Genomic DNA, 23937 nt, shown 5'->3' on the forward strand with positions numbered 1-23937 from the left:
AGCGCAAGAGGAGGCAGCGAGCAATGGATATTTTTGAGCGAATAGCTTCGTATCGGGCTGAGAACGACCGTTTGGCGTGGAGCGGGACCTTCAAGCAATATATAGAACTTTTGAAAAAAGACCCCTCTCCCGCAAAAACCGCTCACTCCCGCGTTTATGACATGATCAAGTCGCATGGCGTAGAGGACATAAACGGACGCAAACGTTATAAGTTTTTTGAACAGGAGATTTTTGGACTTGATCGTGCAGTCGAAAAGTTAGTGGAGGAGTATTTTCACTCTGCAGCACGCCGGCTAGATGTTCGTAAACGGATTCTGTTATTGATGGGACCTGTCAGTGGGGGGAAATCGACCCTAGTCACGCTGTTAAAAAGAGGTTTGGAACAATACTCGCGGACGGATGCGGGTGCGGTATATGCGGTTGAGGGCTGCCCGATGCATGAGGATCCACTACATTTGATCCCCCTGGAGCTTCGTCCAGAGATTGAAAAAGAACTCGGTGTGCGTATTGAGGGCAACTTGTGCCCATCCTGCCAGATGCGGCTGAGAAATGATTATGCGGGAGATATTGAGCAGGTTAAAGTGGCTCGTGTCATTTTGTCAGAAGAAGAGCGGGTAGGGATTGGTACTTTTAGTCCATCCGATCCGAAGTCGCAAGATATCGCCGATTTGACAGGAAGTATCGACTTTTCGACCATTACTGAATTTGGTTCGGAATCCGATCCACGCGCTTACCGTTTTGACGGAGAGCTGAACAAAGCTAACCGTGGGCTGATGGAATTTCAAGAAATGCTCAAATGCGACGAAAAGTTTCTATGGAATCTGCTGTCACTGACGCAAGAAGGCAATTTCAAGGCTGGCCGGTTCGCGCTGATCAGTGCGGATGAAATGATCATAGCTCACACCAATGAAACCGAGTATAAGTCGTTTATTTCTAATAAAAAGAATGAAGCGCTCCAGTCCCGTATGATTGTTATGCCTGTTCCGTATAACCTCAGAGTATCGGAAGAGGAAAAAATCTACGCGAAGCTGATCGCCCAGAGTGATATGAACCATGTGCATATTGCGCCGCATGCGCTGCGTGCCGCTGCTATTTTCTCGATCTTGACCCGTCTGAAAGAAAGTAAAAAGCAGGGCATGGATTTGATCAAAAAGCTTCGCATGTATGATGGTGAAGAGGTCGAAGGCTACAAAGAAGCAGATCTCAAGGAGATGCAAACGGAGTATTTGGATGAAGGCATGTCCGGAATAGATCCGCGGTATGTTATCAACCGGATTTCCAGCGCTTTGATCAAAGGTGATCTGCAGTGCATGAACGCACTGGATGTGTTGCGCGCAATTAAAGACGGTCTGGATCAGCATCCATCGATTACAAAAGAGGAGCGGGAGCGTTATTTGAACTTCATCTCCATTGCCCGCAAAGAATATGATATTTTAGCTAAAAGCGAAGTGCAAAAGGCCTTCGTCTACTCCTTTGAGGAGTCCGCCAAGACATTATTTGAGAATTATCTCGATAATATCGAAGCCTTCTGCAATTGGTCCAAAATCCGTGATCCACTGACGGATGAGGAGATGGAGCCGGATGAAAGGTTAATGCGTTCGATTGAAGAGCAAATCGGTATCTCTGAGAATGCGAAAAAAGCGTTCCGTGAAGAGATCCTGATCCGGATTTCCGCGTATTCACGCAAAGGGAAGAAATTCGAGTACAACAACCACGACCGCCTACGGGAAGCGATTGAGAAGAAGCTATTCACAGATCTCAAAGATATCGTCAAAATCACCACCTCGTCCAAAACGCCGGATGAAAGTCAGCTTAAACGGATCAATGAGGTGTGCGCTAGACTTATTGATGGGCATCACTATTGCCCAATTTGCGCTAATGAGCTGCTGAAGTATGTGGGCAGTCTGCTTAATCGGTAAAAGAATACAAGTACATTTGCGGCCACCATTTGGTGGTCTTTTTTTATGTGATAGATATTTTTTACGTGTTTCAATACGTGATATTGTGTGGAATTAGGCTTTGGTCGCGCGACCGAAAAGTAATGCACGAACAATGAAAAGTAGCAGGGGAGCAGACGCCCATACAGGAAAAAATTGCAAATGTATATTATTTTATATGGCATAGCTCTTTAAGTTAGTAATTCCGCAAATCTGCAGCTTTTGAGCTAGATGAGGGCGATATCAATGTAAAAAACTGCACATTTGCAGGTTTTTATGACAGCTAACTAAAGAAAGTGTTAGATCATACAACATCATACAGCTCAGCAAAACAGGAACAATCCTACTTGCTTGCAGTTGATATAATGAAATCACCGTACGGGGGAAGGCTGGTGCTGCACTTGAATTACAGTAAAGATATAGAGAAATGTGTTGAATATATTGAAGCTCATATCAAAGAAAATATAACAGTGGAAGAAATAGCCGCTGAGGTTGGATATTCGGTGTATCATTTTTGCCGAGTGTTCAGCTTATGCAAGGAAATGTCCGTGATGGAATATGTGCGGAGCCGGAAATTATCTTTAGCGTCCATTGAATTGTTTGCCGGCAGAAGAATCATTGATATCGCGCTGGACTATGGTTTTGAGACACAAAGTGGTTTCACTAAGGCCTTTCGTAAGGCTTTTGGCTATAGCCCGACACAGTATGCCGCACGGATGGACGGATTTACTAAAGGAAAAACACTAATTGAAATCGGAGGTTTTATAATGAACCCTGTTATTGTTCGCAAGCCTGCATTTAAGGTCGCTGGGTATGGGATCCAAACTAATGTTGCTGGAAGTATGTACACCAAGGATATTGCATCTTTTTGGAGTCATTATGAGGGTGAGAATCTGGAGTCCAAAATGTATAAAATACTAAACCCGCCTAAACACGGAGAAGTCGGCTTATGTATTCCTTCCTCAGATAATGGTAATGCGACTTATCTTCTAGGTGTTATTGTAGAGGACTACTCGAAGGTGGAAGATGATATGTTGACGATGGATGTGCCAGAAGCCGAGTATGCTGTGTTCACAACGCCGCCAGTGGATACATCAACGGATACAGAGCAAATACAGTTTGCACAGGTTATAAAAAGCACATGGAAGTACATCTTCGAAGAATGGTTTAAGGATAGTGGCTACGATTATGATGATAGTAAGCTGGATTTCGAATTCTATGATGAACGCTGCCACTCGCGGCCGGATACGGTGATGGAGATTTATGTTCCTGTGAAAAAATCGACCGAATGATGTGTTAGGGCAAATGCTGCTCCGTGATGATCGTAACTTCGGGGAATGTTTGGACTTTCGGTCGCTGTTGTCTCTGGATTTATTGATTATTCCTTAGCGGATTAAATCCAGAAACAAAGGCGAACGCTACGCTCCTACAGTTCCAAACTTCCCCTACGTTACTTTCACCTCTGCAGCATTTGCAAAGTTCAATTATTCAGTCGATACGGGGTGTCGACGTAAGAAGGTCCGCAGCGGGTTATACGCTGCGGGCTTTCTCATTTATTGTAGGTTGATTGACGCTTATCCCCTCCCGTAGTCTAATAGATTAAATAGACGTGTAACTTGATAATCTCGGGGAGTGAAACAGATGATTAGAGAAGCAAAAGTAGAGGACTGGAAAGACATATCCGAATTATTAGAGCAGTTGGGTTATTCAGAGACAGAAGCGTTCATGCAAGAAAAAATAGAAAAGCTAGTCCTGCATCCGGATGAGGAATTATTAGTTTTCGAGGAAGATCATAAAGTAGTCGCTTGCATTTCCATGCATTACATACCTCAATTAGGGCTCACAGGGGATACTGCAATTATAAGCTATCTTGTGGTAAGTAATGCCATTAGGAGTAAGGGAATTGGACGGATGCTTGAGGAATATTGCACTGATTTAGCTAGAAAAAGAAACTGTGACCGAATTCAAGTTCATTGCCACTCCAGAAGAACTGATGCGCATAGATTTTATGCCCGACAAGGATTTACTGAAGCTCCAAAATATTTTTCAAAGATGTTAAATGAATCCGAATAATCAACAGACCAAATAAAGAGCGGCAGACCAGGGACGTACTACGCGTCCAGTTCTGCCGCTTTATTATTCAAGCAATAGAGCACTGTTCACTTATTCCTCTTTAAATAAACTTCCGTTGCACCTTTTTGCCATCATACGAGAACCGCGCCTTTTTGTCCTCCACGACGGTCTGCAGATGAACGGTGCGCCCCCATAATGAGTAGATATGCGGGAGTGTTCGCTCCAGGTACTTCAGATCCAGCTCGATACTTTCATAGCGGTGGGTGATAAATAACTCGCCATTCTTCTCGAAGTCGGCATCCTCTATGACCAAGTAAGGTGACCCGCCATTGACTCGAGCGAGCACCAGTTGATCCCGTACGTTTTCCCATGCTTTGTCGGTGATTTTCCATTCCGGCCCTTTTTTCTCAAAAACATAAAGATCGAGGTCGTTCACCAGTTCTTTGGACAGATAGCTGCGGATAAAAGAAGTATCAGACTCCAACTCGCGAACCTCAAATATTTTCTCTCGGTCCCAGCGGCGTTCGATGTCTTCGAAGATTTTTAGACCAAGATAGTATGGATTCAGGCTTTGCCGTGAAGGCTGCACGACGGAGGAATTTAGTTTAGCGTATTCTACGGTTTCTTCTTCGGTCAGATCCAGTTCACGAACGATGCGCTGATGCCAGTACGAAGCCCAGCCTTCGTTCATGATCTTCGTCTCCATTTGTGGCCAGAAGTAGAGCATTTCATCATGAAGCATCGTCATAATATCGCGCTGCCAATCCTCCAAGACGGTGGAATATTGCTGGATGAACCAGACAATATCTTTTTCCGGCTCAGGTGGGAACGCACGATTTCCGGATGATGCTTCCTGTGGTACAGAATTTCTCTTGTCTAGATTCCATAACTCGTCGTACGGATTAGCTGGTTTGGAGCCACCCGGAGGGGCATCCTTGAGTTCTTTCATTTTGGCTTCCAGCAGATGGGTCTTACCTAGCTTGCGCGGCTGAATCAGGCTGGGATCTATATGCTCTTGAATGGCCAGCACCGAATCAATGAATTTCTCCACAGCATCGGTGCCGTAGGTTACTGAATAACCCGCGATTCGGTCCGCAGTAGCCGACATGCTCTCGACCATATCCCGGTTGGACATGGAGAAACGCATGTTATTTTTGAAAAAATCGCAGTGCGCCAGCACGTGAGCTACGATCAGTTTGTTCTGAATCAGCGAGTTTCCGTCGAGCAGGAAGGCATAACAAGGGTTGGAGTTAATGACGAGCTCGTATATTTTACTCAGCCCGAAATCGTATTGGGATTTCATTTTGTGAAATGTTTTTCCGAAGCTCCAATGACCAAATCTTGTCGGCATTCCATAGGCACCGAATGTATAAATAATATCGGCAGGACATATTTCATAACGCATGGGATAAAAATCCAAGCCGAAGCCAGTAGCTATTTCCGTAATTTCTGCAATCGCCCGCTCCAACGCATTAATTTCTTCGCTTGGCATGATTCTGTACTCCCTCCTATAATTCTGTAGATCCAACCTGAATAAACCCTCACGAAATGGGGTTTGGCTTCATATAGATGGGTCGATCAATGTAGTTCATATTATGTATATGGGTAGGGGGAGGGCAATATGACGAACTCTTCCTCGCTGTCACTATGGCACAAAACTATCGAATGCCGGGAGTATCCATTGTATATTTCTCAATATGAAAACTACAGCATTGCATATTTAATTTAATTAAATATAAATAAGTTTAAATGAACACCGTTTTGGTATTTACAATCGCCTATGCATGTGCTACTTTAGCGATGTAACCGTATTCATATATAGATTTATTAAATAATTAATAAAAATGTAAATCTTGTTTGGACCATTCCTTATTCAGCCTAAATCTAACAAGTGGGAGTGGTAAGGATGGAAATCCTACTCGGTTGACGTTGTTGAGCTATAGGAATGAGCAGATGAACTGAGTATAGCTGCACATCCCAGTGCTACTCCTCAGTGATTATGATTATGGAGGTAAAAATGCGTAAATTTAAAATAAATATTTTATGGAAATTTCTACTTTCATATATCATTGTCTTGTTGCTGCCGCTTTCTGTTATTATCTTTTATTACTATCCATATTCCAATTCGATTGTGAAGAATAAAATATTGGACTGGAATACACATATTACCGAGCAAGTAGCCAGCAGTATGGATCTGTTTATGCGGCCCATCTATTCTCTCCCAACTTCGATTGTAGCTAATCCTGAGATCAAATTATCCTTATTAAAAAATGATGCATACCAGCGATACGTCGTGGCTAATGAGATGAAGAAATACAAAACAACGGATACTCTCTTGAATGATACTTTCTTATATATCAAACAAAGTGGGTATCTGTTCTCAAGTACAGGGTATATCTATGAGTTGGAGCGCTTTATGAACCCCAAGAATGGTTATGTTTATACGTCTTGGAGTCAAGAGCAGTTCAGCCAAGAGATCAATGTAATCAACGCTATTCAAGTTCGCCCTTCAGAGGATGTTGCCATTCTTGGCGAAGGACGCGTTAAGATGATTACTGTGATGATTCCTCTACCTCTAGGTGTCGACCAATCCGAAGGCTGCGTCATCTATATGATCAGGCATGATACGATCGAGCGAATGATGAAGTCAGTGTCTAATAGCTATACAGGAGATTTCATCATCCTTGATCAAAATAACATCCCTATCTTCTCCCTCAACCAACGTGATGATTTGCGTGAGGCAAATTTCAAGCAATTTATTAAGCTGCTGCAAGCATCGCCATCAGGCGGTGAAATGGATTATGACGGAGAAGCTTATATTGCCTCCCAGACCGTTTCCAAGCAGAATGGCTGGAAATACATAAGCATGAATCCGCTGGAATCGGTACTTCTGGAGACGAAGGAAACGCAGCGCAACACAATTATTCTGGTTATATCCATCCTGCTCACTGAGATTATTATCATCTATTTATCCATCCGTAATAATTATGCCCCGATTAAGTCTCTTGTCCAATTCTCCAGACATGCATTTAAAGGCAACACGGAAAGTGGTGGCAATGAGTTTGATATTATACGCTCTACAATCCAGAATCTGTTCCAGTCGAAAGAGCAATTAGATCGGAATGTCCAAAGTATCGTTCCGAAGTTACGTGATAATATTCTATATGAAATCATAAGTGGACAGTACTCTTCACTTCAAGACATGCTGCTAGAGGCAAAGTCCTATGGCATCACCTTTACGTATGCGAAATGCACGACTGTGGTCATCAATGTGATTGGAGATATCGAGCAAGTATTTGAAATTGTGAAGAGCGTTAAATTACAGCCCGAGGATGCAATGGAAGGGTATTTTATTCGGAGTATTCATAATGATGATATTCTATTTATTTCCACACATACAGCGGAGCAAGCATTACGGGAGATGTTCATGAAGCTGCAGGTTGAGATTGAATTGGTTACTGGCGCTAAGCTTGTGATCGGAATAGGAAATACCGTTGATAGCCCAGGCGAATTTCATGCTTCTTATATTAATGCGCTTAGAACAGTCGAACATTTGCGCATCAAGAATGAAGATTCCATCCTGTCCTTTCATGATCTGATGCAGCAGAGGAATGAGCCTGTACCTTATCCGGCTGAAACGATTCAATCACTGGAATTGTTTATCATGACGGGTGATGTCTCTGAAGTGCAGAAAACAGTTCAAAGACTCATTGAATTTCTCCAACATGATCGAACGCCTCCCTATATGATTCGGGCTGTATTTGTAAATATCTCGACCATTATATTAAACAATCTGATCCGTTTGAAGCATAAGGAGAATATGGAGCAGCTTGGGATCACATCGTTTCATAATCGTATTACGGTAGCCCAGATCACTGAGATTTTAGAGAAAAGTGCGGATATATTATGTGAATTGATGGCTAGTACGCATACTTCCTCTAAGGCAGCTACATTGGATGAAGTGCTTAAATATATTCAAGAGAATCAGTTTGATATCAACTTCTCACTACAAGCTATTGCCGATCACTTTGGAATGTCGGTGTCGAACTTTAGCCACTATTTCAAGAAGAACGCCGGACAGAACTTTAAAGACTTTATGGATGGGCGCCGAATCAATCATTCGAAGCAGCTGCTTATTCATTCCGATGAAACTATTGATTGGATTGCAGGCAGGGTGGGCTACACTAACCCTTCCAGTTTTATTCGCGCCTTCAAAAAACATGTAGGGGTCACACCTGGGCAATTCAGATTGTTTAACAAGTGAATATCTTCTTGTCTATTGCAGATATAAGCTACGGGGGGATTCAATATGCGAGGAATGAGACGATGGGTTATATGTGTATGTATGCTACCGGTGATTATATTGCTTCAGGGATGCAGTGCGAAGAATGAGTCTGACCATACTACAGAGCGCAATGTAGAGCTGCTAGACAGGGTACAGATTAGCGTGATGACACCTACACATCAGCTATCCAAGAATCTTCAGGATATTCCTTATTTGAATCGCATCGCTACTGACGCAAAAATTCATGTGAACTGGATGCAGAAACGTAACGGATGGGAAGAAGCGAAAAGCACTGCTTTGACAAGCGGAGAAATGCCTGATGCTTTTTTGGCTGGATTGACCGATCAGGATATCATCGCGAATAAGGATAAATTCGTAGACCTTAGTGAATATATCGATAAATATGCCCCGAATATCAAGAGAATGTTTGAGGAAGTTCCCGAAACCAAGCGGGTGAGTACATTTCCCGATGGGAAGATGTATTCTCTTCCCGGTGTAAGACCAATTAATACAGATAGCTATAATGTCTTGATGATTAATAAGAAATGGCTGGATAAGCTTGGACTGACAGAACCGACTACGCTGGATGAACTGCGTGATGTATTAACCGCCTTTCGCAATGGAGATCCCAATGGCAACGGGAAGCAGGATGAGCTTGGAATGGACTGGTGGGCAGGTGCTGGAGGAAGTCTGGGGAGCAGAGGTCTATTTAGTGTGACCAGTTTACTTGGGGCTTATGGAGTGACAGATAATTTCACCGAAGAGATGATCGGAGTGACGAAAGGGCAGATCCGCTTTTTGTTCGAGAGTGATGAATATAAGAGCTTAGTCTCTCACCTGGCAGAGCTCTGGAAGGAAAAGCTGATCAATCCGGACGTGTTCACGCAAGATTATTCCGGGATGAAAGCGAGTGCGCAACAAGATGATGCGGCAACGGTTGGTGTGACCTTCGGTTGGTCATTAACAGACCGCGTTGGTAAATGGGCCAACGAATATGTGGCTTTGCCACCGCTGCGTAGCGGTAGTAATGTGGCGCCATTATGGCCAATGAGTCCTTCTCGCGTAAGAATAACAACCAATCTGTTTAGCATGACAACAGCTAATCCGCATCCTGTCGAGACCATTCAATGGATTGATCAATTCTACTCCGAGGAAAATTCGATCCAAGGCTATTACGGCTCCATGCCTGATTATGTGACTAAGGAACTTGACGGTATATATACCATAGTTCCCGCTCCAGAAGGTGATCAAGATACACAGCAATGGACGAATGCTCTCGTGGATAATGGTCCGCTATACTTTTCGCAATCATTGGAGAACAAAACGATTGTTCCTCCCGCGGTAACGATCCGAAGAGAATTGGACAGCATCTATAAAGCTTATGAGCCTAAATCAGAGGACATTTATCCGATGATTAAATTTTCGTCAGAAGAGCTTAATGAAATGGCCTTGGCAAAATCAGATATATTTAAGCTGGTCGATGAGAAATTTGCGGAATGGATTATGAATTCAACGGTAGATAAGGAATGGGATCAGTATATTAATCAGCTGAAACAAATGGGACTGCCAGTACTGTACAGAATATATCAACAGGGTTATGAGGATTATTATGCTCAACCAAATTTGAACGTCAACAATAATTGAAAACGAATTCAAAAAACGCCCAAAACCATCGAATTGTTAACGCTTTCAAATATTGCGAATGCTTAAATTCTTGTTCGTATACAGCCGCCTCAACCCCGGGTTAAAGTTGCGATGTAGCCGTCATGTGAAATGCGAGCAGTAAGAAGCAAAAAATTGTATTCCAATTGCTTGCCTCGCAGCTTGAACGTGCGCTTTAAACCAAAAAGGGAGGTTCGTTGTATGAGGGAATATTTGTTAAAGGTAATGAAGCCCGTATTAGCACTTAGCCTATTTGGAACAATTCTTGCGGGGTGTGGAGGCGGGAGTAATGATGGTGCCTCTTCTTCTGATTCAAGTTCGTCAACGAATTCTACAACCGGTACAGTAAAACTAAAAGGGATCATGCTGAAACATCCTCTTACGCAAGAATTCTCCAAAATGGAATGGTTGACCAAGGTTGAGGAGCAAGTGGGGGTAGATATTGAGTGGCAAGAAATTTCAGCGGACTGGGATCAGAAAAAAGGCGCTTTGTTAGCCGGAGGAGATATTCCGGATATCCTTATAGGACCGAATGTGATCACGGATGCTGATTTTGCCCAGTTCACCGGACTCTTTCAGGATTTAACCGAGCTCATTTCAACAGGCGGCACTAACATTCAACAGATGTTTACTGAGAAGCCGGAGACCAAATTAATCGCTACACAGCTGGATGGGAAAATATACGGTTTACCAAAATATCAACGATTCTGGCCGGATACGGTAAGTCGGCAATATATCAATAAACAATGGTTAGACAATTTAGGTCTCAAGGAACCGACTAATTGGGATGAATTATATAATGTGCTCCTGGCGTTCAAAGAGAAGGATGCCAATGGGGACGGTGATGTAAATGATGAAATCCCTATGGATTTCGCTCCGGTGGGGACGACAGGATTTGGTTATTTTCAGCCACAAATATTGCTTGGCAGTTTAGGTATTACATTAACGGATAGTAGTGGTCAAGGATATTTTACCGAGGGTGGCCAGATTAAAAATTACTTTGTGGATGATCGATACAAGCAGTTCGTGGAATTCATGAATAAGTGCTGGCAGGCTGGCTTAATTAACCCGGAAGCCTTCACGCAGGATTATTCCAAATTCCAATCGGTTGCGCGCGGCAGCGGGGACAAAGCGAAGGTCGGCTTTTCATGGGGTTGGGAAGTAACGGACCGCTTTGGCAACACCTTGGCTCCACAATATGAGTCGATCGCTCCGCTTAAAGTGTCGGCGGATTCAACGATTAAGCAGTCCTATGACTATGACGGTTACTCATTGAATTTCGGCGGTAACATGGTCGTCATGTCTGCTAAGTCCAAGAATAAAGAAGCGGCAATGAAATTTATTAATGAGCTGTATAATCCTACAGTTAGTATGCAGGTACTATTCGGATCACTTGGTACGAACATTAAAGATAATGGAGATGGAAGCTACGCGGTCCTGCCACCTACTGACAGCCAAATGGACCCAGGCACATGGAAGTGGACATCAACCTGGGCGGATAATGGACCTACCTTTATCTCCGATTCATTGAAACTGACACTTGGAACTGATATGCAATCTGTTGGCAAACAGACAGAGCCGCTGCAGGCGGTCCTCAGTGGGATTGACAAGGATAACGATATTTTACCAAGCATGTTCATTAAATATAACCCGGAAGACAACAATGCCATGGTGTTAGTGAATACGAATATGATTAATCTGGCGATGTCTAAGTTCTCGCAGTGGGTTACCAAAGGGGGAGTTACCAAGGAATGGGACTCCTATGTGAGTAACATTAAGCAGATGGGGCTGGATAACAACTTGTCCACTATGCAGAAATACTATGATGATTACAAAAGTAAGAAATAAGCTGTAAAGATTTATAGAACATCCGGAGACGGCTTTTCTTTACAGGATGAAGAGAAGCTGTCTCCTTATAAAGGAGGCTTATGATGTCCTCAATAACTCCCAATAAACATAGAAGAAATCTAATGGAGCTTAAACGCGACTATCAATTATGGATTATGATAATTCCGGCGATCGTTGTAGTTATCATCTTCAACTATATTCCAATGTATGGAATTCAGCTTGCCTTCAGGGATTATGATTTCTCGCGTGGATTGGCAGGTGGCGCCTGGCGCGGTCTGCATTATTTCTCACAATTCATCAATAACTATCAGTTTTGGGATTTGATGAGAAATACTGTGATTATCAGCATCACAACAATCGTTCTTGGATTTCCAGCACCGATCATACTAGCGCTCATACTGAATCAAGTGAAATGGTTTCGCACTAAGAAGCTGCTGCAGACCATCGTATATATGCCTCATTTTATCTCAATTGTAGTTATGGTTGGATTGCTGAATGTTCTCCTGTCACCGAATACAGGAATCCTTGGTCAACTGATCTCCAAGCTTGGCGACACGGACATTAATTTGCTCGCCTCCACGAATTCATTCGTCCCGGTGTTTGTGATTTCGGATATATGGCAGCATGCTGGATGGAACAGTATTATTTATCTGGCCGCATTATCAACAGTGAGTCCAAGTCTCTATGATGCTGCCAAAATTGACGGAGCGAACAAATGGAAGATGATTCTGCATATCGATATCCCTGCCTTGGTTCCGACAATTATCATATTATTTATTCTGAGTATGGGGAATGTACTGGGAACCGGATTCGAGAAGGTATTCTTGATGCAGAATTCATTGAACCTTCCCGTATCAGAGGTCATTTCCACCTATGTTTATAAAATCGGTATTCTTTCCAATCAATTCAGTTATTCGTCAGCCATCGGATTATTTAATACCGTCATCAATTTTTTCTTTCTGGTTACCATGAACTGGATTTCCAAACGCAACTCAGATATTAGCCTCTGGTAAATGGAACGAACATCGAAAGGTGATGCTTATGCAGGCAACAACTAATCACAAGCGCAGCACGGGTGAGATTCTATTTGATATTTCGATCATTATCTTATGTGTTCTAATTTTCCTGATCGTCGCTTATCCCTTGTACTTTGTTATTATTGCTTCTGTCAGTGACCAGACATTGGTCTCCACCGGCAAGGTTACTCTATTTCCCAGAGGAATCAGTTTCTTTGGCTACGAGCAAATTTTTCAGGATATGCGTATTTGGATAGGCTACAAGAATACCGTTATTTATACAGTTTTGGGAACAATGTTTAATCTGCTTCTTACGATCCCGGCAGCGTATACACTATCCAGACAAGAGTTCCGTGCACGCCGGTTCTTGATGTTTTTCTTCGTTTTTACATTATTTTTTAATGGTGGACTAATTCCAACGTATATCCTGATGAAAGATCTATCTCTGACCAATTCGATGTGGGTCTTTATTCTTCCCTTTGCAGTGAATGTGTTTAATCTCATTATTGCACGTACGTTCTTTGAAGCTTCACTGCCTAAAGAAATTTATGAATCCGCTGCATTGGATGGATGTACTCATTTTAAATTTTTCTTCTATATTGCGATCCCTTTATCTAAGTCCGTCATATCTGTCATTGCGCTGTATTATTTGGTAGCACATTGGAATGATTTTTTTACTGGGCTTATCTACATTCATTCGAATGACCTGCAGCCGTTACAAATCATTTTGCGTGATATTCTATTATCCAACCAGGTTTTCTCCCAAGGCGGAGGCTCGGGCGGCAGTGCAGGCGGGTATGCTCAGCAATTTGCTGACCAGGTTAAGTATGGAGTTATTATTGTATCTACTATACCGATTCTTATTGTGTATCCGTTTATTCAGAAATATTTTGAAAAAGGTGTTATGATCGGTTCGATAAAGGGCTAGGAGAACAAACAAACAAACACAATCAGCCGGCGAGATATATTCTCGGCCGGTTATTTTTGTTCTTCAAAACTAAGCACTGCATCGTATGTTTCCGTCTTTGTTGAAAACAGTAAATATACTTTCTGAAATTTCCATTGACGCACATTAAGTTTTCAAGGTATATTAAACATTGTTTTAAACAGTGTTTAATTGCATGACGAGTTAAGGAGAGTTCTATGACGAAGGAGAAGATTTTAGACGCAACGCTGCATTTAATTAAGTCCGAAGGGATTGATAGTGTTACCATTCGGAAGATTGCTAGTGAAGCTGGTACTAATGTAGCGCTAATTAATTATTATTTCGGGTCGAAAGAAAAACTTATGCATGAAGCAATGAAGATGATCCTGGAAACATTCCGCTCGGCGTTTGATATATTCGATGTTATGGAATATCAGCCAATCGAACGACTGAAACAATTTATTTTGACGTACGCCTTATTTCTTAAAGATTATCCTGATCTGCTCAAGCGGATTCTTGGACATGATCCACTGTTTGAATCGGTAGCCGAATATGTACATTTTATGAAGCAACAAGGATTCGAGAAATTAAGCACAGTTATGACAGAAGTGACGGGTGTAACCGATCGAAAGACCATATTGTTGATGACACAGCATATGTTTGCTGCCATTATGTCACTGTTCACCAAAGTGAATCCTGTTACTAAATGTCAGCCGAACAACTGCATTCAATCGTCTCTACTCGATATTCCTATATCGATTGAGGAAAGTATTGATTTGTTTTTCGAGCATTATTTTCACAAATATTCAGTCAAAATTTAGAAAGCAGAGGTATCACAATGACTTCAAATACTACAACAAAACCCCTTACGCAGGAAGGGGACACGTTCTCCCTGAAAGCTATTCTGCCACCTTTGCTTGCGATAATCGTCGGTATGATTATGGTTATTCTGGACAGTACAGTTGTTAACAATGCAGTTCCTAAACTAGTGGAATATTTCCATACTGATCTAAAGACAATTCAATGGGCAATAACGGGGTACACATTAGCACTATCCGCCGTAATTCCACTTGCTGGTTGGATGACCGATAAATTTGGATCAAAGCGTATTTTCCTTGTAACGATTGTGCTGTTTACATTAGGGTCTGTTCTATGCGGCTTAGCGCAATCACCTGAACAACTAATTTTATTCCGTATTATTCAAGGTCTAGGCGGAGGTATGGTTGCACCGATCGGGATGGCAATGGTATTCAAATTAGCTCCACCCGAACGTCGAGGCTCAATTATGGGTGTTCTTGGAATCCCAATGTTGATGGCGCCAGCTTTTGGTCCTGTAATATCCGGTTATCTTGTCGATTATGTGAGTTGGCACTGGATCTTTATTATCAATTTGCCTATTGGTGTTGTGGCCTTCATTTTGGGTAAGAAATACTTACCGAAGACTGAACCGCAGAAGTCAACACATCTTGATATTCTCGGGATGTGTCTTGCACCGATTGCGTTCGCTATGCTTGCTTATGGTGTAAGCGAAGGTGGAACAGATTGGTCTTCAACGGGTGCTATTACAGGCTTAACAATCGGTGGTATCGCATTAATACTGTTCATTGTGGTGGAGCTTAGACAGAAGTATCCTTTGCTTGAACTGAAGGTATTTAAATCATCTGATTTCACTCGCGGTATTATTCTTACTTGGATCGTACAGATGGCATTATTCGGAGCTACACTGATGATTCCTTTGTATCTACAGAATATTAAAGGTTATACCGCACTTCATACCGGTTGGATCGTGATGCCGCAAGCGTTATGCGCCGGTCTTATGATGCCGATTAGTGGTAGGTTGTTTGATAAAATTGGAGCTCGTCCATTAGCGTTCTGTGGGTTGAGTGTTATCGCCACCGCGATGTTTATTCTCTCGACGGTAACCGTGGATACACCGATTTGGATGGTTATTGTTGCGGTTTGTGTGATGGGGTTAGGTATGGGGTCAACCATGATGCCTCTTAATACACATGTATTAAATTCAGCACCACGTCATTTGGTTAGCCGTGTGACACCGTTGACTTCAGCGGCTCAACAGGTTGTCGTATCCTTCGCAGTAACAGGTCTTACAGCTTATCTGACTTCTCATACAAATACTCATATGGCAACAATCGGAAAGACAGGAAACCCGCAGACTGCCTTAGTAGCCGGCTTTGGAGATACGTTTCTCCTGACCGCTTGTATCGTATGTGTTGGTATTGTTATGTCCCTCATCCTTCGCAAGCCGAAGCTGCAACAAGCTGAAAATATCGGTGAAGAGGTAGATCCAGCGATGATGATGGGTCACTAGTCTTAAATAAGCCCCCCAAGAAGGTCACTTTATCTAAAGTGTCTCTCTTGGGGGCTTTTCTTTACAGTGACTTTCTATTTCCTCCAAAGATCCAATTGCTTCTGGATCTCCTTACGTACCTTATCAATACCTGCTTCATGAAGTTCATGGTTGAATTTGGGGAGAATGGCATCAACATCGACACTGCCTGTCATAAGACTTGGATAAAATTTGCGCCAGACAATCTCAATGTTGTCAATTTGCTCATTTAGCTCTGACAGATCGGGAGTAAAGCCCAGTACTTGGGACTCCACAACCTTGGAGTTGTAGATGCGGAATTGCTCCCACTTGTTTAGTGGGTCAGGGTAGATTCCACCTAATGTACTTAAGATAAACCAGTTTCCCTGAGTGTATTGTATGCCAGTGTAGCCACCGTTCGCCTTGGGAAGAGGATTTCCTTGACTGTCTTTTATCGAACTTAGGACAACCTGGTCATTCTGATCCAGTGTATAATGAACGCCTTCAATGCCGTATTGAAATAAGTTACGCAGGTCAGGATCGGTATTCAATAAGTTTAGAAATTTGATGCTCTCCACAGGATGCTTCGTATGTGCATTCACAACCATCATCCCTCCGCGCACAGCTTCTGTAGTTGCCACCTCGGGTGTTACTGGATTGGTTACAATTTTATACCCCAGATCGTTACTCCAGACGCTCTCAGAGAGTGGACCGCCACTACCAGATTCCCAAAATACCTTTACACCGTGTTTCAAACTTCCTGGTTCTCGCAAAGCGGCGTCTTGATTAATGAACCCTAATTGATAGTAACGTCTTAACGTATCCAATATATGTTTGGCTTCACGGGTTTCGAAGATATTGACCACAGGAGCAGTAGGATCCAGAGATTGGATCATTAATGGGAGTCTGTTGTCCCCTATATATTCGTAGCCGTACATAGCAAAAAAATTGTGTGAGTCTCGATCAAGCTCCATGGGCAAATAATCGGGTTCATTTTTTTGTATCATGCGAAGCAGCGGTTCGAGCGATTCCAGTGTGTTATATTGGTTAACTTTAATATTGTATTTTTCTACCAGAGAATCAGGATACATCCAATTCTCGCGTACAGCCAATTCTTTGTTGGTGGGGACGCCGTAGATGAACCCGTCATCCATCTCAGCACCCTTCCAAAAGATGGGGTCTATTGCAAGGTACATTTCTTTGGCTAGATTCATCAAATAGTCATCTAACTTCAGCCATACCCCACGTTTGGCATATTTAGCATAATCCGGAGCAAAAGCAATATCAAAAGGGCTGTCAGAGGAGATCATTGTGTTCATGCGATCAGCATATTCCTGCCAACCAATTTTATTATAGGTTATGGTAATTCCAATTTTTTTCATCAATATGTCGTTAATTTTGTTGTTAACAAGGGCCAGATCCTTATCAGGATCACCGATTGTATAATAAATCAGATTTACCGTGGGTTCTGCATTAAAGTTCGCAGCGTTCAAGTTCTGCTTGGTGCAGCCAGTTAACAATGTAATGAACAGCAGAATAATGCCACAGATGAAGCAGCTATATCTATTCATGACACGGCCCCCTAAATCACTTTGCAATATACATCCAGCCTTAACTTTTCATCCGTAAACTTGAGGGAGAGGTACCAAAATGATTTTGAAATTGTGTATAAAAATAGTTCAGGTTGTTATAACCAACAGAAAGGGCAATCCAGTGTATTTTCTCATTAGTCGTTTGGATAAGCTCTTGTGCACGATGCATACGATAGCTCATTAGATACTCTGAGAACTTCATACTTGTTTCTTTAATGAAGATTTGTCCAAGATAGGTACTGTTCATTTGAAATCGATCAGCAACGGATTTTAATGAAATATTATGAGCGAATTCTGTTTTAATCATAATTAATATACGATTGACCAGCTTTGAGAAGGCATCGTAATGTATTCCAAGTACAGGATCAATACTCATGGAGTCAGCATTCACATCTCTAATCGTGCCATGTAAGTCTTCGATAATTATTTTTTCAATGACCTCCTGCAGCTTGATTCGATCCACAGGCTTTAATAGGTAATCCTTTACTCCGCAACGAATAGCTTGCTGGGCATATTGAAAGTCACTATAGCCGCTTATAATAATATATTTGGTTGGAAGGCTCACTTCATTTAGCTTTTGGATAGCATCATACCCTAGATTCTTGCCAATACACACATCGATAATAGCAATGTCAGGTATTAAATCTACAGCTTTAAATACAGCATCTTCAGTGGATTCACTTGTTTCTATTTGTTTGAATCCGTAATGCTCCCAATCCAGAATACGTTTCATACCTTCCAAAATCTGAGGTTCATCATCCACAATCAAAAGTTTGTACATATCTAATCACCTCTTTTAGAAATCTGTACAGAGATTTTGACACCAGCTTCGTCATTATTCTCAATGGTAATCGAGAAATCCTCTTGATAGAAAAATTGTAGCCGGGCATAGACATTATATAGTCCGATGCTATTGGTGGCATGGTCATTATTACTTGAAAGGACCCGTCTGATGGCAGTTAGCTGTTCTTCATCAATTCGTACTCCATTGTCAATGAAATCCAGTCTATAGTAGTCTTCATCTTCCCAGCCTGACACGATAAATAAATTAAATTCTTTATTTATATTAAACCCATGGACGAAGAAATTTTCTGCCAAGGGTTGCATCCAGAATTTAACAGTAGAAAGAGCAAGAATAGTATCTTCAACATCAATTTGGTAAAAAAAGTGCTCAGGATATTTAAACTCCATAATTTGCAGGTATTTTCGTAACAGTTCCAGCTCACTACCTATTGAAATAATATTTTCTTTCTTAACAATTTCTCGATACAACGCTCCTAAGGTTGCAATCGCATCTGCGGTAGGCTCATTCTGATGAACCAATGCAGTAGATCGAATAACCTCCAAGGTATTATAAAGAAAATGTGGATTGATTTGATGTTGAAGCGCTTTCATTTCTGCTTCCTGCTGTTTTAATTTAAGCAAGTATTCGTTTCGAATATATTTGTCTAATTGGTGTATCATATCGTCGACTTCTCGAGCAATCATACCATATTCATTCATACGATAACGTGCAGGCTTATTGGGAGTGAAGTCAGCAGTTTTCGCACGTTTGATTGACTGTATAATACGGTGCAGAAACCGCGAATCATCACGAAGGTTGTAGACTACGAGCAGGAGTACACAGATCATAGCGGTAAAGACGATCATAAATATATTGAGCAATACCGTGCTATGCTGACTTATTAGTGCAGCCAAGTCTACTGTACTAATAAATCGATAATTGTATTTGGTAGATGTAAAGGTAACAAAGAAAATGGGAATATATCCTTTATATACGATAAAGCCATGATTTTTATTATTCGCAACCGCTTGTTGGGTGATTTCTTTCATTATGGATTTATTGTTACCAATAATGAATGTCTCCCCGGTAGAAGGGTTGATTACAGCCGCATTACCGAGTTGATAATTATTTACGATACTGAATATTCGCTTGCTACTGATCTGAAAGTGGATTTCCCCTGGTTCTGTAGCACTTTGATTTAGTTTTTTGCGAGAGACGAAGCCCTTCTGTATACTTTCATCGAAGATTTCGTCAGAATTTGGAACGCCAAACTGGAAGCTAGGAATACCAAAACTATTAAAATAGATAATATTTCCGTAGTCCTTGGTATGAACGCTGATTTGAGTAATATCTCCCTGGGCCCAGCTGTAAAGATATGTTTTAGTATCCTCAGGAAAAGAGAGCAGTGATTGTGATGAATAAGGGCTATTCTCCAATCTTTTAGTCAGATATCCTTCAACGGAAGGGCTCATAAAATAACGGACGTCTTTCATCAGATCCTGATTGGAATACAATCTTTGCATGTAAGCTTCAATCCGATCGGCATCATTCTGAAAGTTGTTCTCAATACGGGAAAAGGCATTCGCAGCTTCAATCCGTGTGTTCCCGATCCATTGATTAATAAGAATAACGCTGGTCATAGTGCCCAGTGTTAACCCGATGGTTACAATGAAGATCAGGTAAGCCCAAAATTTATTGCGATATATTTTAATATGAAAAAAAGAACTCCTCCAAAACCTCATTTGTAATGCCCCCTAAGGTCAGACACATAATATAGAGGAATAAGTCTCTCGCTGCTATGGTTGTGAGAGCATGTAATTCACTGTAAATATATATGAAGCGTAGCTTTAGTTCAAATAAATTTTAAAGTACGAAAGGAAAACACATGGTATATCAGCGCTGATATACCATGTGAGTTCGATAAGCTTTACTTAAAGTAATTGTTGATTTGTTCTTGAGCAACTTGCATGATTTTGTCCATTCCAGCATTTTTCAGCTCAGACAGCAATTTAGGGATTACCTTCTCAGGATCAGAAGCGCCTGTAAGCAATTCATATCTATATTTATCATATACAGCTTGGCAGTTAGCAACTTCAGTCTGCAACTCGCCAATATCAAGTGCGAAGCCTAATACGCTAGATGATGCCGCTTGTTCGTTCAATTTTTTCACTTGTTCCCACTGATCTAGAGGAGCTCCCTTCGTAACCGCAAGATTGAAGAAGGTACCTTGGGAGTATGCTGCCAAAGGCCATGTATCACTGATCCGCTCGATTGATTTCTCTCCGTCAATGCTCTTATAGTCGACGCCTAATTCACCAAATGCAAGCATATTTCGTAATTTTGGATCTGTATTCACTAATTGCAAATATTTCATAGCTTCCACTTTGTATTTGGAATTTGCCGAGATTACATTCATCGAGCCTTGAATTGTACTAGTTGTATACAAAGGCCCAAAAATTTGAGTCATGACGTATTTGTCAATACCTGCGGTGATTTGCCAGCCAGCTTCTGCACCAGGGAAGGCTTGTGCGGAGAAGAATGCTCTGTATTTGTCGCCTTCAGTTTTAGTTGGTGCATCCGGGTTAACAATACCATCTTTATACCACTGATGTAGCAGCTTTAAGTTAGTCATAACTTCCGGTTGTTCAAACACGGACACGACTTTCCGGGAAGCATCCTCAACGTTTACTCCAATAGGATTGAAACCTAAAGTCATATCATCATAATTGTTTAAAATGCCTGGGAAGCCTTCGCCTTGGATCAACTGCAACGGGTAGAAGCTTTTGCCTTCACCAGCTTTCATATCATGGAATGGTTTGTCTAAATCTTGCATCGTTTTAATGTTTTGGTAATCGATATTATATTTTTGTACAAGCTTGTCATCGAATACCCAATATTGAGTTAATGAAGAATCCTTATACGTCGGTACAGCGAAAGTTTTTCCACCAATTTTCACACCATCCCATACTTTGGTAGGGATAGACTTGTAAAGTTCAGGGGCCTCACTTTGTACCAGATCCGTAATGTCCGCGAACGCTCCCATAGCGACCTGCTTACTGTACTTTGTGTTGTTGGTAAACATCATATCAAAGGGTTCACCTGTATTCACAATGGTGTTGATTTTTGTGTCCCATTCTCCCCAGCTAGCCACTTTGATGTCCACTTTGACACCGATTTTCTCAGCGGTGTATTCGTTCATTTGCTCAACGGCTTTACTAAAATTCTCAGGAACCTGTCCGCCGATCAGCCACCATACCAATGTAGGGATTTCCTTGGTGGTTGGTGCATCAGTAGCAGTTGTGCCACTCTCGTTTTCATTGGTTGCTGTGGGCGCCGCTGGCTTCGAGCTGCCACATGCAGCAAGCAGGGACAGCATTAATGCGAGAATACACAATGTTGAGGCGAACTTTAGGGTGTTCTTCACTTTAACTCCTCCTAGTGTTGAATGATGAATAGTACCGTAGTAAAAGTACGGTTATATATCATAAACCAAGCTTGGCTTGGCTTATTTCGGGACTAGCCTTTGACTGCGCCAATGGTAAGGCCGGTAATGAAGTATCTCTGGAAGAAGGGATACGCGCAGGCAACAGGCAACACGATGAGAATAGCAACAGCCATACGGGCAGATTCTTTAGGCATTGTTGCGACAAGCTCAGCAAAGCTGATACCCATGCTTATTGAGTTTCGGGCGAGCGCATCGGCATTGGACATTAAGCTGTTAAGTAACGCTTGTAGCGAATAGAGATTCTGATTATCGATATACAGCATCGATTGAAACCAGTCGTTCCAGTAACCGAAGCAGAGGAACAGTCCAATCGTAGCTAGTACAGGCAAGGAGATTGGGAGAATGATTGAGAAGAAGGTGCGAAACTGACTAGCCCCGTCAATTTCAGCAGATTCGATTAAGCCATCAGGGATCGTGCTCCTGAAAAAGGTTTTACAAATAATAACGTTAAAGGAGGATACTGCGAGCGGCAGGATGAGTGCCCAAACGCTGTTCTTTAATCCCAAGAAATTTGTGTTGATAAAGTAACTGGAGACTAGCCCCCCGTTAAATACCATCGGGATGAATACAACCCAGGTGAGGAAGTTCTTGAGCTTGTAAGCCGGACGTGAAATGACATATCCCATTGTTGTGGTGAGCAGCACGCCAAGTACAGTACCTACGATAGTTACAAGTAGGGATACACCTAACGCACGCAGAATCATCGTTCCTTGCTTGGCGATATAAGAGTAAGCATCTCCGGATAGAACGGTTGGGAAAATGCTGTATCCTGTTTCACGAATATAGGATTCATCGGTAAGCGATATGGATAACACGACGATCACAGGCACGACGCAGGCAATTGCCAGCAGAATAAAAATTAGGGTGAACAAAGCATTGATGCCGTTACTTGTGCGGTTGAATTTCTCCAAGCCAGATTGATAGGTGGGTGTCTTTGCCATTGTCTCTCCTCCTAGATCATTGCACTGTCGGAATCGATTTTTTTAACGATCCAGTTAGCACTCAGGATTGTAATACAGCCCAGCATCGATTGGACGAAAGCGGCAGCGGATGCCATTCCTACGGTGGCGGTTTTTAGCTGTTTATAAACTAGGACATCAACTGTTGTGGCCACATTGTAGAGGGAGTTGGAGTCGCGTGTGACCTGATAGAACAGTCCGAAATCCGTGTAGAAAATACGACCTACTGACAGGATGAACATCATGACAATGACCAGCTTTAGCATGGGTAAGGTAATGAAGCGTGTCTGCTGCCAGATTGAAGCTCCATCAATAACTGCAGCCTCATAATAGGTGCTGTCGATTCCCGTGATGGTTGCCAGATAAATAATCATGCCATAACCTATGCTCTTCCAGATGTTTAAAAAGATAAGAATGTAGGGCCAATATTGCGGTTCCATATACCAATTCACAGCATCATGCCCAATACCCACAAGAAATTGATTGAGGATGCCTTTATCAAAGCTGAAGAAGGCCCAGCCTACAGCAGATACGACTACCCATGACAGAAAGTAGGGCAGAAACATCATGGTCTGATAAACCTTGCTTGCTTTGCGGCTATGCAGCAGGCTGATCATAATGGCGAACATTACCGGCAACACGATGCCAAGAATAATGAAAATGATGTTATACCCTATCGTGTTACGAAGAATGATCCAGGCATCATTTGATTTGAATAAGAATTCAAAGTTTTTGAAGCCGACCCAAGAACTATTTATTACGTTGCTAATAAAGTTGCCGCTGATTTTGAAATTTTTAAAGGCAATAATCATACCGAACATCGGTAAGAAAGAAAATAAGATATACCAGATGAATGTCGGCAAGGCGAGCAGGGTTAACTCGGAATCTTGCTTTCGCCAGTGTATGCGCTTTCTAATTTTGCTACGTTCAATTTTAGTGCTCATATCATCCGCTCCTTCATGTGTTTCATACATGCTGCTATTTGTAACCGCTTTCCCTGAATTAATTTTATAAAGTACAGTGAG

At 42.0% G+C, this 23937-nt stretch carries 17 protein-coding genes; 10 read left to right on the plus strand and 7 right to left on the minus strand.

Features of this window, described 5'->3' with window-relative positions:
- Positions 1-23: 23 nt before the first annotated feature.
- From NSS87_RS08680 to NSS87_RS08690, 3 genes are all read left to right on the plus strand, one after another.
- On the plus strand, positions 24-1919 hold the full coding sequence (locus NSS87_RS08680; RefSeq protein WP_042186251.1) for a PrkA family serine protein kinase: 1896 nt from the start codon (positions 24-26) through the stop codon (positions 1917-1919).
- A gap of 383 nt (positions 1920-2302) precedes the next feature.
- Positions 2303-3229, plus strand: a complete 927-nt coding sequence (locus NSS87_RS08685; protein WP_231573406.1) for an AraC family transcriptional regulator — start codon at positions 2303-2305, stop codon at positions 3227-3229.
- A gap of 349 nt (positions 3230-3578) precedes the next feature.
- Positions 3579-4010 (plus strand): GNAT family N-acetyltransferase, encoded by a 432-nt coding sequence (locus tag NSS87_RS08690; RefSeq protein WP_042186252.1) that lies wholly within the window; start codon positions 3579-3581, stop codon positions 4008-4010.
- A gap of 100 nt (positions 4011-4110) precedes the next feature.
- Here NSS87_RS08690 and NSS87_RS08695 read toward each other — a convergent pair whose 3' ends face one another.
- Positions 4111-5502 (minus strand): SpoVR family protein, encoded by a 1392-nt coding sequence (locus tag NSS87_RS08695; protein ID WP_339246304.1) that lies wholly within the window; start codon positions 5500-5502, stop codon positions 4111-4113.
- 525 nt (positions 5503-6027) lie between these two features.
- On the opposite strand from NSS87_RS08695, the gene NSS87_RS08700 reads away from it, so the two are divergent.
- The 7 genes from NSS87_RS08700 (at position 6028) to NSS87_RS08730 (ending at position 16075) form a co-directional block, all read left to right on the plus strand.
- On the plus strand, positions 6028-8274 hold the full coding sequence (locus NSS87_RS08700) for a helix-turn-helix domain-containing protein (RefSeq protein WP_339246308.1): 2247 nt from the start codon (positions 6028-6030) through the stop codon (positions 8272-8274).
- A gap of 45 nt (positions 8275-8319) precedes the next feature.
- The gene (locus NSS87_RS08705) at positions 8320-9939 is read left to right on the plus strand and encodes an extracellular solute-binding protein (protein ID WP_339246311.1); all 1620 of its coding nucleotides are present in this window, start codon (positions 8320-8322) and stop codon (positions 9937-9939) included.
- Between the two features lie 219 nt (positions 9940-10158).
- Positions 10159-11805, plus strand: coding sequence for an extracellular solute-binding protein (locus NSS87_RS08710; protein WP_339246313.1), 1647 nt, complete (start codon positions 10159-10161; stop codon positions 11803-11805).
- Between the two features lie 122 nt (positions 11806-11927).
- Positions 11928-12818, plus strand: coding sequence for an ABC transporter permease subunit (locus NSS87_RS08715; protein ID WP_231573407.1), 891 nt, complete (start codon positions 11928-11930; stop codon positions 12816-12818).
- A gap of 28 nt (positions 12819-12846) precedes the next feature.
- Positions 12847-13749, plus strand: coding sequence for a carbohydrate ABC transporter permease (locus tag NSS87_RS08720; protein ID WP_339246316.1), 903 nt, complete (start codon positions 12847-12849; stop codon positions 13747-13749).
- A 215-nt stretch (positions 13750-13964) separates the two neighbouring features.
- Entirely contained in the window at positions 13965-14567 is a 603-nt protein-coding gene (locus NSS87_RS08725; protein ID WP_339246319.1) for a TetR/AcrR family transcriptional regulator, read from the plus strand.
- Between the two features lie 17 nt (positions 14568-14584).
- On the plus strand, positions 14585-16075 hold the full coding sequence (locus tag NSS87_RS08730) for an MDR family MFS transporter (RefSeq protein ID WP_339246321.1): 1491 nt from the start codon (positions 14585-14587) through the stop codon (positions 16073-16075).
- 74 nt (positions 16076-16149) lie between these two features.
- Here the strand turns inward: NSS87_RS08730 and NSS87_RS08735 are convergent, their stop codons facing one another.
- The 6 genes from NSS87_RS08735 to NSS87_RS08760 all read right to left on the minus strand — a co-directional run bounded on the left by NSS87_RS08735 (position 16150) and on the right by NSS87_RS08760 (position 23856).
- Positions 16150-17643 carry an ABC transporter substrate-binding protein gene (locus tag NSS87_RS08735; protein WP_042186263.1) on the minus strand — a complete coding sequence of 498 codons (1494 nt, stop codon included), beginning with the start codon at positions 17641-17643 and terminating at the stop codon, positions 16150-16152.
- Positions 17644-17683: 40 nt separating this feature from the next.
- Complete coding sequence (locus NSS87_RS08740) at positions 17684-18445, minus strand: response regulator (protein WP_339246326.1); 762 nt, start codon at positions 18443-18445, stop codon at positions 17684-17686.
- A gap of 2 nt (positions 18446-18447) precedes the next feature.
- Positions 18448-20190, minus strand: a complete 1743-nt coding sequence (locus NSS87_RS08745) for a histidine kinase (RefSeq protein ID WP_156113081.1) — start codon at positions 20188-20190, stop codon at positions 18448-18450.
- A gap of 185 nt (positions 20191-20375) precedes the next feature.
- Positions 20376-21872: an ABC transporter substrate-binding protein gene (locus tag NSS87_RS08750; protein WP_042186267.1), complete on the minus strand. Its 1497-nt coding sequence runs from the start codon at positions 21870-21872 to the stop codon at positions 20376-20378.
- 92 nt (positions 21873-21964) lie between these two features.
- Positions 21965-22894 carry a carbohydrate ABC transporter permease gene (locus NSS87_RS08755; RefSeq protein WP_042186269.1) on the minus strand — a complete coding sequence of 310 codons (930 nt, stop codon included), beginning with the start codon at positions 22892-22894 and terminating at the stop codon, positions 21965-21967.
- An 11-nt stretch (positions 22895-22905) separates the two neighbouring features.
- Entirely contained in the window at positions 22906-23856 is a 951-nt protein-coding gene (locus NSS87_RS08760) for an ABC transporter permease subunit (protein WP_042193514.1), read from the minus strand.
- Between the last annotated feature and the right edge of the window lie 81 nt (positions 23857-23937).

The organism is Paenibacillus sp. FSL F4-0243 (genome assembly GCF_037963295.1).
Classification (GTDB): domain Bacteria; phylum Bacillota; class Bacilli; order Paenibacillales; family Paenibacillaceae; genus Paenibacillus_AQ.